The organism is Roseibium porphyridii, assembly GCF_026191725.2.
Taxonomy (GTDB): domain Bacteria; phylum Pseudomonadota; class Alphaproteobacteria; order Rhizobiales; family Stappiaceae; genus Roseibium; species Roseibium porphyridii.
Window position 1 is genome coordinate 2,288,987 of the sequence record NZ_CP120863.1, and the last position, 14,287, is coordinate 2,303,273.

Here is a 14,287-nt window from a genome sequence, read left to right on the forward strand (position 1 = left end):
CAATCTTCCGCATCATCCGAACCACCAACATCGTGACCGACTGCAGTGACATTGGAAGTCACTCTGCCAGCAGACAATAGCTATTTGTAAGGACATATACAGTCCGGTTGATGGCGGTGTTCAAAAGAGCGGGCCCGAGTTGGACGCAGATTGCGCTCGTAGTCCCCCTTATTGAAAGTTGTATTCTCGGTTGTTATTTTCACTCTATGGGGGAATTATGGGGCTTTAAGGTTGCGTTGCGCAGCCTGCTAAGACGGTTTGTGTACCGCCTCATCAAACGGGACCTTGAGAAACAAGCTCCCGGGGTGAAAGTCGTTTTGCCCGAAGATGAAAAGCAAGGGCCCAAGGAAAAGCAAATGCCCAGGGACGGCGAAAAGTAGACCTTTTCAGAATAGGCCAAACCGCTCGGTTGCTTGTTGCGAATGAAACGTAATGACAGTTCGGCAGGGTATTGTGAGCGAAACACTGCCGCGCGTTGTCTTTGCCGGCTTCGATTGAAACACCGCCACATCAAGCAAGTACGCTATTCTGTAAGCCGCGATATCGCTGAAGTCCTACGGACACCGCACTTTGTAAGGCGTTCCATATTCATCATGGGCAATGCAGTTTCGTGGGGTGGTGACGACGCCGACAATGCCGCCGCCTACAGCGCCAAGGGCTGCACCTGCGATCGTCGCGTTGACAGTTGATCCGGCAACCGCGCCAATCGTTGCACCAGTGGCCGCGCCGAGGCCGGCGCCGATTAGCATTCTGTCCCGCTGGCTTTCGGTGTTGGCGCAACCAGCCAAAAGAACGGCGAAAGCTGCCGCAGTTAGGATGGGTTTCATCCGGTTTTGCCCCCTGGCGAAATTCAGTCCGCCAAGGGTGAGGATTTATGGTTAACAGTTTCTTACCAGCCTCGGGTTATCCAAGGCCGGATAGGCTGTTATGGGCAAACAACTCGGTAGGGATTGCCGTAACGGTCATAAGCGACACAGTTTTTAGGTGTCGTCGCCGCGCCAACAATCGCGCCGCCTGCTGCGCCGATTGCAGCTCCGGCAAGCGCAGGGCCTGCACCGTTACCAGCTGCGGCGCCGATGATCGCGCCAGTTGCCGCGCCAAGACCACCGCCAACAAGCGCGCGGTCCCTCTGGCTGTCTGACTGGCAACCTGCCAGAAAGGCTGCCGATGCAGCGATGAGAAGCAGTTTTTTCATCATTTCCATCCTACCGGTCACATCACCGAAGTGTTGCCTGCGTGGGCCGTCTTACGGGCAAGCCACGCGGTACGGATTACCGTAACGGTCATAGGCAACGCAGTTTTTCGGTGTAGTGGCAGATCCGACAATCGCACCGCCGGCACCACCGATGGCTGCACCTACAAGCGCGCCGCCGACATCACCAGTGGCCGCAGCACCGATGGCGGCACCTGTTGCCGCGCCAAGGCCGCCGCCGACGAGAGCGCGGTCGCGCTGGCTATCAGACTGGCATCCGGCCAGCGCAAGGCCGACTGCGGCGAGCAGTACAAGCTTCTTCATGGAATTCGTCTCCTTTCCGGCCGCACGTGACGGCGTGTCAATTCATTAAAAGTCTGACCGAAGGTAAGCTGCTTTGCCGCTCGGGGCAATCGTTCATTCTTCCAAGCGAATTGCAGCCACCGGGATATCTGATCAGAGTTCTTCAACGATGTGAACCAGATAGCGCCGTTAGGGCGAAAGTATGGCGTTGGCACGCGTTCCAGCGCACCTGCTGCCATAAACGTTAAAGTGTTGCTTTTTGACCGCCCGAAAGCCGTTCAGCTCTTCAGCGCTGCCAACAGTCCTTTTGTGGAGGCATCCTTGCTGTCCGCACTTGCATCGCCCTTGACCATCGGCAACAGCGCGGTTGCGAGTTCCTTGCCGAGCTCAACGCCCCACTGATCGAAGGAGTTGATGTCCCAGATAACGCCTTCGACAAACACCCGATGCTCATAAAGCGCAATCAGGCGGCCGAGTGCAAAGGGGGTCAGGCTGTCATAAACCAGTGTGATTGACGGACGGTTTCCCGGAAAGACCTTATGAGGTGCCAGGCGTTCGACTTCGTCATCGGCCTGGCCGGAGGCCTTCAACAGAGCCTTTGCCTCTTCCAGCGTTCTGCCCAGCATCAAGGCCTCTGACTGGGCAAGGCAATTGGCAACAAGCAGGTCGTGATGGTGCTTCAGATCGTCTTCATGCCCGTTGGCCGCGATCAGAAACTCACATGGGATCACCGTCGTGCCCTGGTGAAGCAGCTGGTAGAACGCATGCTGGCCGTTCGTTCCAGGCTCGCCCCAGGCAAGAGGACCTGTTTCCCGGGTAACGGGTGTACCGTCCAGTTTGACGCTCTTGCCGTTGGATTCCATATCCAGCTGCTGCAGATAGGCCGGCAGCCTCGACAGGCGTTGGTCATAAGGCAGGACAGCCCGTGCGCTGTGTCCGAGAACATCCCGGTTCCAGACGCCGATCAGGGCCATCAGAACAGGCAGGTTGTTTGCAAGTTCGGCTTCCTGGAAATGCTTGTCCATGGCATGGGCACCTTCCAGAAAGTCCGAAAAGGCGTCGGGACCAATGGCAATCATCAAGGGCAAACCGATGGCTGACCAGACGGAGTAGCGGCCGCCCACCCAATCCCAGAATCCAAAGACGCGGGACTGATCGATGCCGAATGCGGCAACCTTGTCGAGCGCGGTTGAAACCGCTGCGAAGTGGCTGCCGACCGCATCTTCGCCGAGTGTGTCGGAGATCCATTTGCGCGCGGTCTGCGCGTTGGTCATGGTTTCAATGGTGGTGAAAGTCTTGGAGGCGACAATGACGAGCGTTGTCGCTGGATCCAGTTTTGCCAGCGTGTCGGCGATGTGCGCTCCATCCACATTGGACACATAGTGAAGTTCAGGTCCGTCGTGATATGGCGCAAGCGCCAGCGTGGTCATGACAGGTCCGAGGTCCGAGCCGCCAATGCCGATATTGACGACATCGGTAAAGGGCGCGCCCGTGGAGGACGTCAGTTCTGCCGATCGAACCGCTTCGGAAAAGTCCGCCATGGCGTCGAGCACCGCACGCACATCCGGCATCACGTCTTTGCCGTCCACGATCACTGGATCGTCCGACCTGTTGCGCAAGGCCGTGTGCAGCACAGCCCGATTTTCCGTGCCGTTGATTTTTTCACCGGAGAACATTGCTGCGCGGCGACCTTCAACATCGGCTGCTTTTGCGAGGTCGACAAGCTGAGCCAAAGCATCGGCGTCGATGATCGACTTGGAATAATCCAGAAGAAGATCATCGGTTTTCGCTGAAAACGCGGTGAAGCGTGCGGGGTCGTTCGCGAACAGATCCCGAAGCGTGGTGTCTTTCAGTTTCTCGGCATGTTGGCTGAGTGAAACGAATTGGGCTTCGAGTGCCATGAACGTCTCCTTAAATCGGTTTAATCACCTGAATTTAACCGTATTTTGGTTTCCGCGCTTCCATTAGCACAGGCTGTTCGGAAGGGGGAGATCAAAATGGAAAATATGCAACTGACGACAGTCTCGAGATTTCCCATCCGGTGCTACCACGCCTGCCTCGCGCGCTTGTGACAAGTAAATTGCGTGTTGTGTCAATTACAAATTTTCTCAGGTGTGACTACCATTGCAACCTGAAGGGGACGTGATTCTCTGCCCGATCTTGCCGGGCGAGACCCGCTTCTCAATGTTTGGCAACGGGCCAGAGCAAGGTTTGTGGCATGACGACGGAAAGCAGCGAGAATACTCTGTTTCACCTCAAGGATCAGCCGGATGCCGAGGAGGAAGTGCTCGTTGTTGACTTCGACAATCTTGCAGTGGTGAATGCCGTCGTCTCAAACGTCAACGAATGGGGGTGCCGCCTGACGTCTGTCGATGTTCAGGAACTCTACAAGAACATCGGCATTCGGGCCAAGGATGCTGGCAAGCTGCTCAAGGCGCACGTGACGTCCGTCAAGGGTAACGATGCTGCTGTCGTTTTCGCCAAGCAGGAGAAACTGGGTGCCGACAAGCGCCGTGAAAAGCGCAACGACGTCAAGATCCCGGTCAAGATCGCTGACCTGGACGGCATCACCGAGATCGAGGGAACCATTGTCGATGCCGGCAAGAACGGGTGCCGTGTCAAGGCCAAAGGCCTGACGGCACTGCCTGAGGAAGTCCTGCTGACGATGAATAAGTTCGACAGACCGGTGGTTGCCGAATTTGCATGGCGAAACGAGTCCTCTGCCGGAATGCGCTTGTTGTGGAACAGAACGCTTGAACAAGACGACAGCACAGCAGGTGGCGCATCCGATGATGCCGACATGTCTTCGGAAGACGATCCCATGCAAACGGCAACCGAATTCTGAGCTTCCCATAAGCGAAGCCCAGACTATTCATCGGATTTCTAGTCGTTCAGACCAGCGGCGGCACGCGCGCGTTCCTCAATGCCCGACCAGTCTTCCGAGGCGATTGCCTTGGCGTCAGCAATCCAGGATCCACCTACGCACAGAACGTTCGGCAGTTTCAAATAGTCCGGTGCCTTGTCGAGACTGACGCCTCCCGTCGGGCAGAACTTGGCTGCTGCGAGCGGCGAAGACAGCGATTTCAGATAAGAAGCGCCGCCTGCCTGTTCGGCGGGAAAGAACTTAAGGCGCTCATAGCCGCGCTCCAGTAGCATCATCACTTCGGATGCAGTGGCTGCACCCGGCAGGAGAGGCACGCTGTGCTGATCAGCTGCATCCAGCAGTGCATCGGTAGCGCCCGGTGACACGATAAAACGTGCGCCGGCCGAAACGGCAGCATCATATTGCCTGTCGTTCAGAACAGTTCCGGCTCCGACAATCGCGCCTTCCACGTGTTCGTTTACGGCGTCGATAGCTTCCAGAGCATGGGGCGTGCGGAGAGTGATCTCGATGGCTGGCAGGCCGCCTCGGACGAGGGCCTTGGCCATTGGTACGGCCTTTTTCGGATCTTCAACGACCAGCACCGGGATCACCGGAGCAGCGCACATTACACGTTCGATTTTTTCAATGTCCTGGGCCATATCGCCTCCAAAGTCTCTATCTGGTCTCTTTGTCGAACACAGCGAACTGGGCCACACCTTTGGGCGTTTTTGCATCGGTTCTGAGGAACCAAATGTGTGTCCTTGTTTTTCGCTGCGGTCCGGCCGGCGAGTCATTTTGTCCAAACCGGCTTTTGTATCGATTTTCCCTCAAGCGCCAAAGACATGGGCGCCGGTATCGGCTGTGCCGACGGCATTGCGAAAGACCGAGAAGAGGTCGCGGCCGACACCGTCCTGGTGTTCGCTCAGATCGGCTGTTGCGAGTGGGCGCGCATTGAATTCCGCCTCATCCACCAGAACAGTCAATTCGCCGCTGATCGCATTGATGCAGATCATATCGCCGTCACGAACTTTCGCTATGGGGCCTCCGGCGGCAGCTTCAGGTGTCACGTGGATTGCGGCCGGTACCTTGCCAGACGCGCCTGACATACGACCATCGGTAATCAGCGCCACCTTGTGACCTCTGTCCTGCAGAATGCCGAGGCAGGGGGTCAACTTGTGAAGCTCCGGCATGCCGATTGCCTTGGGTCCCTGAAACCGGACAACTGCCGCGACATCGCCGGTCAGCTCCTTGTTGTTGAAGGCAGTCAGGAAATCGTTCTGGTCGTGAAAGACACGGGCAGGGGCTTCAATGATGTGCCGTTCCTTGGCAACTGCGGAAATCTTGATGACAGCCTTGCCCATATTCCCGGTGAGCATCTTCAGCCCGCCCGTTGGCTGGAAGGCTTTGGAAACCGGTGCCAGAACGGTTTCATCACCGGATGTTTCGGGCGCTGCTTCGCGTTGCAGATTGCCTTCCGCGTCGAGCTTGGCCTCAACAGTGTAGCCGGAAAGGTCCGTGCCATAGACGGTCTTCACATCCTGATGCAGATAGCCATCGCCAAGCAATTCGCGGATCAGGAAGGCGAGGCCACCAGCTGCCTGAAAATGGTTCACATCTGCCTTGCCGTTCGGATAAACGCGCGCCAGCAGCGGAACCACATCGGAGAGGTCCGAAATGTCGTCCCATGTCAGGCGGATGCCCGCTGTCGCTGCGATAGCAACCAGATGCATGGTGTGGTTTGTGGAGCCGCCAGTTGCGTGCAAGCCAATAACGCCATTGACGATTGCCTTTTCGTCGATGACTTCCCCAACCGGTGTGAACTCGTTGCCAAGCGCCGAGATGGCGAGTGCGCGTTTTGCCGCTTCCTTTGTCAGCGCGTCCCGCAGCGGCGTGCCCGGATTGACGAAGGAAGCCCCTGGCATATGCAGACCCATGATTTCCATCAGCATCTGGTTCGAATTGGCCGTGCCGTAAAAGGTGCAGGTTCCCGGTGAGTGATAGGCTTTGGACTCGCTTTCCAAAAGCGCATCCCGGCCAACCTTGCCTTCAGCGTAAAGCTGTCTGACTTTGGCCTTATCATCATTGGATATACCCGTTGTCATGGGTCCTGCCGGAATGAAGACGGTTGGCAGGTGGCCGAACGACAAGGCCGCGATTGCCAGGCCGGGGACGATCTTGTCGCAGATCCCCAGAAAAACCGCCGCGTCGAACATCTGGTGCGACAGGCCAACCGCAGCGCCCATGGCAATTACGTCGCGCGAGAAGAGCGACAATTCCATGCCTTCCTGACCCTGGGTGACACCGTCGCACATGGCAGGAACACCACCTGCGACCTGTGCGACAGCGCCAGCTTCCCGTGCAGCGTCGCGTATCAGTGCAGGATAGGTCTCATAAGGCTGGTGCGCCGAAAGCATGTCGTTGTAGGACGTGATGATCCCGAGATTTGGCACTACGTCGCCGGACAGAGCGTTCTTGTCGCTCAGACCGCACGCGGCGAAACCATGTGCGAGGTTGCCACAGGAGAGGCGGGAACGTTGTGGGCCCTGGTCGGCTGCCTTGCCGATCCGCTCCAGGTATCTTGAACGGCTGTCATGGCTGCGTTTGACGATCCGTTCGGTGACGGCGCCGATGCGGTCTTGGATGGTCATTGCTTTGATCCTTTGCTAGCCGACTTGCGGCCTGGCTGTTCTCTTTCCAGCGATTGAGGAGGATTGTCTCTGGCAATCCTCACAATTCGCGGTATCTCACAAGGCGTCTCGGCAGGCAGTTGGCCTGCGCATGTCCGTATTATTCGCTGTCGTCTTCCGACCATGTGCGGCCGTCGCGTTCCACCAGCGCGATGGAGGCTGATGGGCCCCAAGTCCCGGCCGTATAGCCCTTAGGAGCTTCCTTGGAGGCCGCCCAGGCCGCCAGGATCGGGTCGATCCAGGCCCAAGCGGCGTCGACTTCGTCGCGGCGCATGAAGAGCGTCTGGTTGCCCCGGATCACATCCATGATCAAACGTTCATAGGCGTCTGGATTGCGCACCTTGAAGGCTTCGGCAAAGCTCATGTCGAGCGGGACCTGACGCAGGCGCATTCCACCCGGGCCAGGGTCCTTGATCATCACCTGCATCTGCACGCCTTCATCCGGCTGCAGACGAATGATCAGCCGGTTGGCCGTGATGGTTCCAGCTTCCACGTCAAAGATGGAATGCGGGATCGGCTGAAACTGCACGACAATTTCAGACACGCGCTGAGCCAGCCTCTTGCCGGTGCGCAAATAGAAGGGAACGCCGGCCCACCGCCAGTTGGCGATTTCCGCCTTCAGCGCCACAAAGGTTTCCGTGCGGCTTTCGTTGTTTCCGAGTTCTTCCAGATATCCGGGAACTGCACCTCCTGCGGAGGCGCCTGCGCGGTACTGTCCGCGGACTGTCAGTCTATCGGCACTTTGCGCGTCGATTGGGGAAAGCGCTTTCAGAACCTTCAGTTTCTCGTCACGCACGCTGTCCGCGTTCATGGATTCAGGCGGCTCCATCGCCACCAGACAGAGCAATTGAAGGATGTGGTTCTGGACCATATCCCGCAATGCGCCGGCCGTATCGTAGTAGCCGGCACGTCCGCCGGTTCCTAGGGACTCTGCAACCGTGATCTGGACGTGGTCGATATGAGCGGCGTTCCATAGCGGTTCGAACAGGGCGTTGGCAAAGCGCAGCGCCATCAGGTTTTGAACTGTTTCCTTGCCGAGATAGTGATCGATCCGGAAGATCTGGTCTTCGGCGAAGACAGCGCCGACAGTGTCGTTGAGCGCTTTTGCCGAAGTGCCGTCCTTGCCGATGGGCTTTTCCATGACCACGCGTGAGTTGCTGTTGACGACGCCAATCCGCCCGAGGTTCTCTGAAATTGTGCCGAAGAGATCGGGGCCGACCGCGAGATAAAAGGCTCGGATCACTTCAGGGCGTTCTTCGAGAATGGTCTTGAGATCTTCAAAGCCCTTGGCGGTCGCAATGTCGATCTTCACATAATAGAGACGCGCCAGGAACTGCTTGAGATGTGCGTCGTCCAGGTCTTTGACGTGTTCCTTGAGTGCTTTTTCGGCATAGTCACGGAAGTCGTCGTGTGTGTAGTCGCGGCGAGCACTGCAGATGATGCGCGCTTTTTCCGGCATCTGGCCGTCAGCATCGCGATGATAAAGAGCCGGCAACAATTTGCGGTGTGCGAGATCACCGGATGCGCCAAACACGACCAGATCGAAATCTTCAACTTCAATGACGCGTACCGCCATGGACAAATCCCTTCTAAACGGTCGACCGATTAACAGGTAACGGGTTCTCCGGCCGATTTCGGGTGTCTTTTAAATCGATTTAATTAACTTGTCAGCCCCTCATTTGAGCGCTGCCCATTCTTTTTCCAGTTCGGCCTTTCTCGGCAGGTTCGCACCGCGCCGCGCGCAGGTAACGGCCGCTGCCTGGACCGCAAACTCGACAAGTCTTTTTAGCTGGCCTTCATCCAGTGCGGCAAGAGCGGAACGGTTTGTCGCGCCGAGTTCCTTCAAACCTGCCAGAAGCGCTGCCTGGAAAGTGTCTCCGGCGCCGACCGTGTCTTCCACAGCAACCTTGATGCCGGGCACGGTAAGTTCGATGCCGGGTGCAAAGACCGAAGCACCTTCTCCGCCTTTCGTGACAATGACGAGCGCAGCGCCAGATCGTAACCAACTGCGAGCTATGTCCTCAATGCTGGTGTCTGGTGTGATCAGCGCAAGATCCTCGTCACTGACTTTAACAACATCCGTCAACGGCATGAGCGCTTCTGTGTTTTTTCGCCAGAGCGCCATGTCGGCGACGACGGTTGGGCGGATATTCGGGTCGAAGGAGACAAGCGTCCGGTCTCGCTCGCGTTCGATCAATGCTTTTAGCGCACCTGCTATTGGTTCAACGAGCGCGGTGTAGGAGCCGATGTGCAGGAAAAGCGGTGGCGTGTCGAAGGCAGGCAGGTCGGCTTTCGTGACCATGCGATCCGCGGCATTGGAGCCGTAGAACGTATATGCCGGAGAACCATGTTCGTCCTTTTGGACCAGACTCAATGTTGTCAGGTAGTCCGTTCTGAGGATGTAACGATCCGAAACACCCTCGGTCCGGAACTTTTGAACCAGTCTTTCCCCAAGTGCATCCTTTGAAATCCCGCCGAAGAAGGCGGATTCCTCACCTAGGCGCGCCAGGCCCATGGCCACATTGAAAGGGGATCCGCCAATGCGGGCGTCGAAACCGATGCTGTCGTCGTTGGATGCCTCGCCGAAGAGGTCAAAGAGGGCTTCGCCACAAATCAGAAACATTCGCTGTCCATATCATTCATTGTTTTCCAACCGGACCGGCCCGGCGTTGCCGAGAGGGCCCAGTTGAAGCTTCAAGAGGCCGTTCAGGCGGCCAGGTTTTCAGGTGGATCCATCGCGCCGGTCATGATGGCAACGGCATCCGACATGGAAAAATCAGACGGTTTGATCACACAGGCGCGTCGTCCGAGCCGGTGAATGTGGATCCGGTCGGCAACCTCGAAAACGTGCGGCATGTTGTGGCTGATCAGGACAATAGGCAGACCGCGCGCCTTCACGTCCTTGATCAGGTCCAGAACACGCCGGCTTTCCTTGACGCCGAGGGCCGCTGTCGGTTCATCCATAATCACCACTTTCGAGCCGAAAGCAGCTGCACGGGCAACCGCAACACCCTGGCGCTGTCCACCGGACAAGGTCTCCACAGCCTGATTGATGTTCTGGATCGTCAAGAGACCCAGCTCGTTCAACTTGTCCCGGGCAATTTCTTCCATACGGGCCCGGTCGAGCTGACGGAGCCACTTGCCGCGAAATCCGGGTTTCCTGAGTTCGCGTCCCATGAACATATTGTCGGTAATCGACAGAGCAGGCGACATGGCGAGCGTCTGATAGACGGTCTCAATACCAGCCTCTCGGGCGTCTATCGGTGAGTTGAACTGAACGGTTTTGCCGTCCAGCAGAACGTCGCCTTCATCGGGAAACACCGCCCCACTGAGAGCTTTGATCAAGGTGGACTTGCCAGCGCCGTTGTCACCGATGACGGCCAGGATTTCGCCAGGGTAGAGTTCGAAATCGGCATGGTCCATGGCCACCACACGGCCATAGCGTTTGACCAGATTGCGTGCTTGAAGAACGGGTTCCATCAGACCGACACCTTTCTGATCCACTGATCAACCGCGACCGCTGCAATAATGAGCAGGCCAATGAGCAGGTAAGTCCATTGTGCGTCCGCGCCCAACAGGCGCAGCCCCAGGGTAAAGACCCCGACGATAAGAGCCCCAAATAGCGTGCCGACGATTGAACCGCGTCCGCCAAAAAGGGAGATGCCGCCAATGACGACAGCCGTGATGGATTCGATGTTGGCAAGCTGACCTGTGGTCGGTGAGACAGAGCCGATCCGGCCGATCATGGCCCAGCCCGCAAAGGCGCAGATAAGTCCGGAAAGCATGTAGACCGAAATCAGGACCTTCTTGACCTGCACGCCAGAAAGCTGCGCGGCTTCGGGGTCATCTCCGACCGCATAGACATGCCGTCCCCATGCGGTTTGTCGCAAAACGTAAGCGAGTACGACAACGAGCAGCACCATGAAGATAACGCCATATGTGAAGATTGCCCCGCCGATATTCACCTTGCTTCCAAAGATCTGAAGCAGGGGTGCGGCCTTTGCAATTTCCTGTGACCGAATGGTCTCGTTCGCGGAATAGAGGAAGTTGGTGGCAAGAACGATCTGCCACATGCCGAGCGTCACGATGAAAGGCGGCAGTTTCACGACGGCGACCAGAAAGCCGTTGATGTAACCGCAAAGCGTACCGCAGATGAGACCGCAAACAACGGCGACTTCTACAGGCAGTCCGTAGCGGAAAGTGAATTGCCCCATGACAACCGACGACAACACCATGATTGCGCCGACGGAAAGATCTATGCCGGCGGTCAGGATCACGATGCTCTGCGCCGCAGCCACGATGCCGACGATCTGAACTTGCTGCAAGATCAGTGTCAGGGCGAATGGCGAGAAGAATTTCGAGCCCAGCAGGAGCCCAAACACGATGATGGAAAGCACCAGCACAATAAGCGGAACCAGCGCGGGGGTCTGATGAAGCGTGTGCTGGATCTTGTGTCCAAATCCGCGATGTTGATCGTCGAATGAAGCGACGGCTTGCGGACTGGACGCGGCGGCGGCTTCGAAATTGTCCGCTTTCTTGTCGTCAGTCTCAGTGTCTGAGGTCATGCCCGTTTGTTCCTCTGTCACAAAAAAGAAGGGGCAAGGCTGCCCATGCCCCTTCCGTAGTCGTGTCTTGAGACCTTAACCCCAGCAGAGCTCGGTACCCTTGGTCGTGTCGATTGATTCAACACCGTCTGCCGGTTTGTCTGTGACAAGGGCAACGCCGGTATCAAAGAAGTCCTTGCCAGGGGTCGGCTCAGGCTTCGCTCCGCTGTCGGCCCAGGTCTTGATCGCCTCAATGCCAAGCGATGCCATCAGCAGCGGGTATTGTTGGGATGTCGCGCCGATCACGCCGTCCTTGACGTTCTGAACGCCCGGGCATCCGCCATCGACGGAAACGATCAAGACGTCATTTTCGCGCCCGATAGACTTCAGCGCTTCATAGGCACCAGCGGCTGCGGGCTCGTTGATTGTGTAAACGACGTTGATCATGGGGTCCTTCGCCAGAAGGTTTTCCATGGCCTTGCGGCCGCCTTCCTCGTTGCCCGCGGTCACATCATTGCCAACAATGCGCGGGTCGGTCTCGTCTCCCCATTTGTTCGGATCGCCAAGATCGATGCCAAAGCCCTGCAGGAAACCCTGATCGCGCAGCACGCCCACGGTCGGCTGGCTGATGGCAAGATCCAGCATGCCGATCTTGGCATTGGCTGCATCGTCGCCCAAAGCGGCTGCGGCCCATTTTCCGATCAGCTCACCAGCAAGGAAATTGTCGGTCGCGAATGTCGCGTCAGCTGCATCAATCGGAGACAGGGGCGTGTCGAGGGCAATCACCAAAAGACCGTTGTCACGAGCCTGCTGGACAGCAGGCACGATGGAAGACGTGTCTGATGCAGTCAAAAGAATGCCTTTTGCGCCATCTGCAATGCAGGTTTCTATGGCGGCAACCTGGGTCTCATGGTCGCCGTCGACCTTGCCGGCAAAGGATTTGAGTTCAATGCCAAGTTCCTCCGCCTTGGCAGTCGCACCTTCCTTCATCTTCACGAAAAACGGGTTTGTGTCCGTCTTCGTGATCAGGCAAGCGGAAATGTCTGCTGCGACTGCCGGTGTGGCAGCCATGGCGGCGAGAACGGAACCTGTAGCAAGTAGTTTGCGGATCATTTGGTTTTCCTCCCTGGCCTATTTCATGTCGGACGATTGGGTGTGGCCAGATGTGACCCCAACCGTGCTGCCCTTGCCGGAAAACTGGCTCTATCTTCCGTGCTGCCACTTCCAGCGGGTCCGGTGTCTTTCCCGCCTGTCAGGATCGTTGCCCTTGGCGAGAAATTGAAGAATTGCGGCAGACTGGCGGCGCCGATAGCACCTGCGTCATGCCTGAAACTGCCGATCAAAATCTGCGGCGACTGCCGTTTTTCCGGGGCTGCGTCTTCGACGGCCTTTTGCAGTGCCTCCTGGAACATTTCGGGGAACGCTCCACCCAGATCACCGTCGATTACCACCAGTGGCGCATCGACAAGGGCATAGGCTGAACGCAGAGCCAGTGCGAGTGCGGAGGCGCAATCTGCCATCCATTCCTGGAACTTGATGTCATTGTCGGCCACTGCTGCCTGCAGATCCGATCTGTTCAGGCTGGCAAAGTCACTTGGAGACATGTGGCGAGCAAAAGCGACAAGCGACGCCCGGGTCAGCAAGAGGTCCCATTCTGTCCGCGATTTTGGTGCCGTATCGAGTGTGCTCGGTGGAACCGGCATCATGGCAACGTCCCCGGCATTGCCTGACACTCCGCGGACAACGTCGCCTTTCAGGATCAGCCCTCCACCGATTGCCGGACCCAAGAACATGTAGAGAAAATCGTCGTTCTGACGGCCGACACCGTAAAAGAGTTCCGCAACCGCAGCAGCAGTGCCATCGTTTTCGCTGAAAACGGGCATATTGGAGACTTCTTCAAGTGCTTCGGCCAGATCGAATGCGTCCCATTTCTTGAAGTCGGCTTCCGGAAGTCCAAGCTCATGGAGCCAGGCACCAAGGTTGAAAGGCTGCGCCAAGCCAATTCCCGTGATGCGAGCTTGCTCTTCTTCACTCAGTTGCGCTTTCAGGTTTTTCAGGTCTTCGGTCAAGATCTGGACGGCGACCTCAGGGGCTGGCAGGATCCTGTCGTGAACCCGGCGATCGATGATTTCGCCGGCGAAATCCATCAAAACGGTTTCCATGTTCGTTCGGTCCAGCCTGACACCGAAGGAATACGCTCCGCCGGAAGCTAGCCGCAAGATGGTGGCCGGCTGTCCTCGGCTGCCGTCATGGCGTTTGCCGGCTTCGATGATCAAGCCTTCTTCGATGAGGTTCTGGATGATGGCGCCTATGGCGGCGTTGGTGAGCTGAACGGCTCTGGCAAGCTCGGCTTTCGAAGCTTCTCCGGCACGACGCAGGATCTGCAACACGATACGTTCGTTGTATCTGCGCAATTGTGCGGAATTGGAACCACGGCCACTTTTGCGAGTGTCCACCACCTTCCTTGCTCCTCCAGAGGCCACCTTCTGCGGGTGGTTCATAATAATTTATTTTGATGAAATTATTTGCCTGATCAACCGTCCTGTCAATTGGAATTCGCTGCTGCAACGCATGGGTTTTGTGTTGTGATGCGGTAACTGACTGTCACGCATGAAGAATGTTCACCTAAAGGAAAGGTTGAGTCAGTTGCCTTAAGGGTACTTTCTGGCTGCTCCCTCTCTCCGGTTAAGTTATTTCC

13 protein-coding genes are annotated in these 14,287 nt (G+C 57.1%); 1 reads left to right on the top strand and 12 read right to left on the bottom strand.

Translation table 11 applies throughout. From position 1 onward, the window contains the following. Positions 1 to 554: 554 nt before the first annotated feature. The 4 genes from K1718_RS10710 to pgi form a co-directional block, all read right to left on the bottom strand. A complete protein-coding gene (locus K1718_RS10710) occupies positions 555 to 827 on the bottom strand; it encodes a hypothetical protein (RefSeq protein WP_152500912.1) in 273 nt (90 codons plus the stop codon). A 98-nt stretch (positions 828 to 925) separates the two neighbouring features. Next, positions 926 to 1,195: a bacteriocin gene (locus K1718_RS10715; protein WP_152504225.1), complete on the bottom strand. Its 270-nt coding sequence runs from the start codon at positions 1,193 to 1,195 to the stop codon at positions 926 to 928. Between the two features lie 51 nt (positions 1,196 to 1,246). Next, positions 1,247 to 1,516: a glycine zipper domain-containing protein gene (locus K1718_RS10720; protein ID WP_152500913.1), complete on the bottom strand. Its 270-nt coding sequence runs from the start codon at positions 1,514 to 1,516 to the stop codon at positions 1,247 to 1,249. Between the two features lie 257 nt (positions 1,517 to 1,773). Beyond that, positions 1,774 to 3,396 (bottom strand): glucose-6-phosphate isomerase, encoded by a 1,623-nt coding sequence (gene pgi / locus K1718_RS10725; RefSeq protein WP_265684391.1) that lies wholly within the window; start codon positions 3,394 to 3,396, stop codon positions 1,774 to 1,776. A gap of 317 nt (positions 3,397 to 3,713) precedes the next feature. Between pgi and K1718_RS10730 the strand changes: the two genes are divergently transcribed. Further along, positions 3,714 to 4,340 carry a PilZ domain-containing protein gene (locus K1718_RS10730; RefSeq protein ID WP_265684392.1) on the top strand — a complete coding sequence of 209 codons (627 nt, stop codon included), beginning with the start codon at positions 3,714 to 3,716 and terminating at the stop codon, positions 4,338 to 4,340. A 38-nt stretch (positions 4,341 to 4,378) separates the two neighbouring features. Here the strand turns inward: K1718_RS10730 and eda are convergent, their stop codons facing one another. From eda to K1718_RS10770, 8 genes are all read right to left on the bottom strand, one after another. After that, positions 4,379 to 5,017, bottom strand: coding sequence for a bifunctional 4-hydroxy-2-oxoglutarate aldolase/2-dehydro-3-deoxy-phosphogluconate aldolase (gene eda, locus K1718_RS10735; RefSeq protein WP_265684393.1), 639 nt, complete (start codon positions 5,015 to 5,017; stop codon positions 4,379 to 4,381). Between the two features lie 168 nt (positions 5,018 to 5,185). Beyond that, a complete protein-coding gene (edd, locus tag K1718_RS10740; RefSeq protein WP_265684394.1) occupies positions 5,186 to 7,006 on the bottom strand; it encodes a phosphogluconate dehydratase in 1,821 nt (606 codons plus the stop codon). Positions 7,007 to 7,145: 139 nt separating this feature from the next. Then, complete coding sequence (gene zwf, locus K1718_RS10745) at positions 7,146 to 8,621, bottom strand: glucose-6-phosphate dehydrogenase (protein ID WP_265684395.1); 1,476 nt, start codon at positions 8,619 to 8,621, stop codon at positions 7,146 to 7,148. A 99-nt stretch (positions 8,622 to 8,720) separates the two neighbouring features. Further along, positions 8,721 to 9,668: a carbohydrate kinase family protein gene (locus tag K1718_RS10750; RefSeq protein WP_265684396.1), complete on the bottom strand. Its 948-nt coding sequence runs from the start codon at positions 9,666 to 9,668 to the stop codon at positions 8,721 to 8,723. Positions 9,669 to 9,751: 83 nt separating this feature from the next. Further along, on the bottom strand, positions 9,752 to 10,525 hold the full coding sequence (locus K1718_RS10755; protein WP_152500919.1) for an ATP-binding cassette domain-containing protein: 774 nt from the start codon (positions 10,523 to 10,525) through the stop codon (positions 9,752 to 9,754). Beyond that, entirely contained in the window at positions 10,525 to 11,610 is a 1,086-nt protein-coding gene (locus K1718_RS10760) for an ABC transporter permease (RefSeq protein ID WP_152500920.1), read from the bottom strand. The genes K1718_RS10755 and K1718_RS10760 overlap by 1 nt, the downstream gene beginning before the upstream one ends. 75 nt (positions 11,611 to 11,685) lie before the next feature. Next, complete coding sequence (locus K1718_RS10765) at positions 11,686 to 12,702, bottom strand: sugar ABC transporter substrate-binding protein (protein ID WP_152500921.1); 1,017 nt, start codon at positions 12,700 to 12,702, stop codon at positions 11,686 to 11,688. 23 nt (positions 12,703 to 12,725) lie between these two features. Continuing rightward, entirely contained in the window at positions 12,726 to 14,045 is a 1,320-nt protein-coding gene (locus tag K1718_RS10770) for an ROK family transcriptional regulator (RefSeq protein ID WP_265684397.1), read from the bottom strand. Between the last annotated feature and the right edge of the window lie 242 nt (positions 14,046 to 14,287).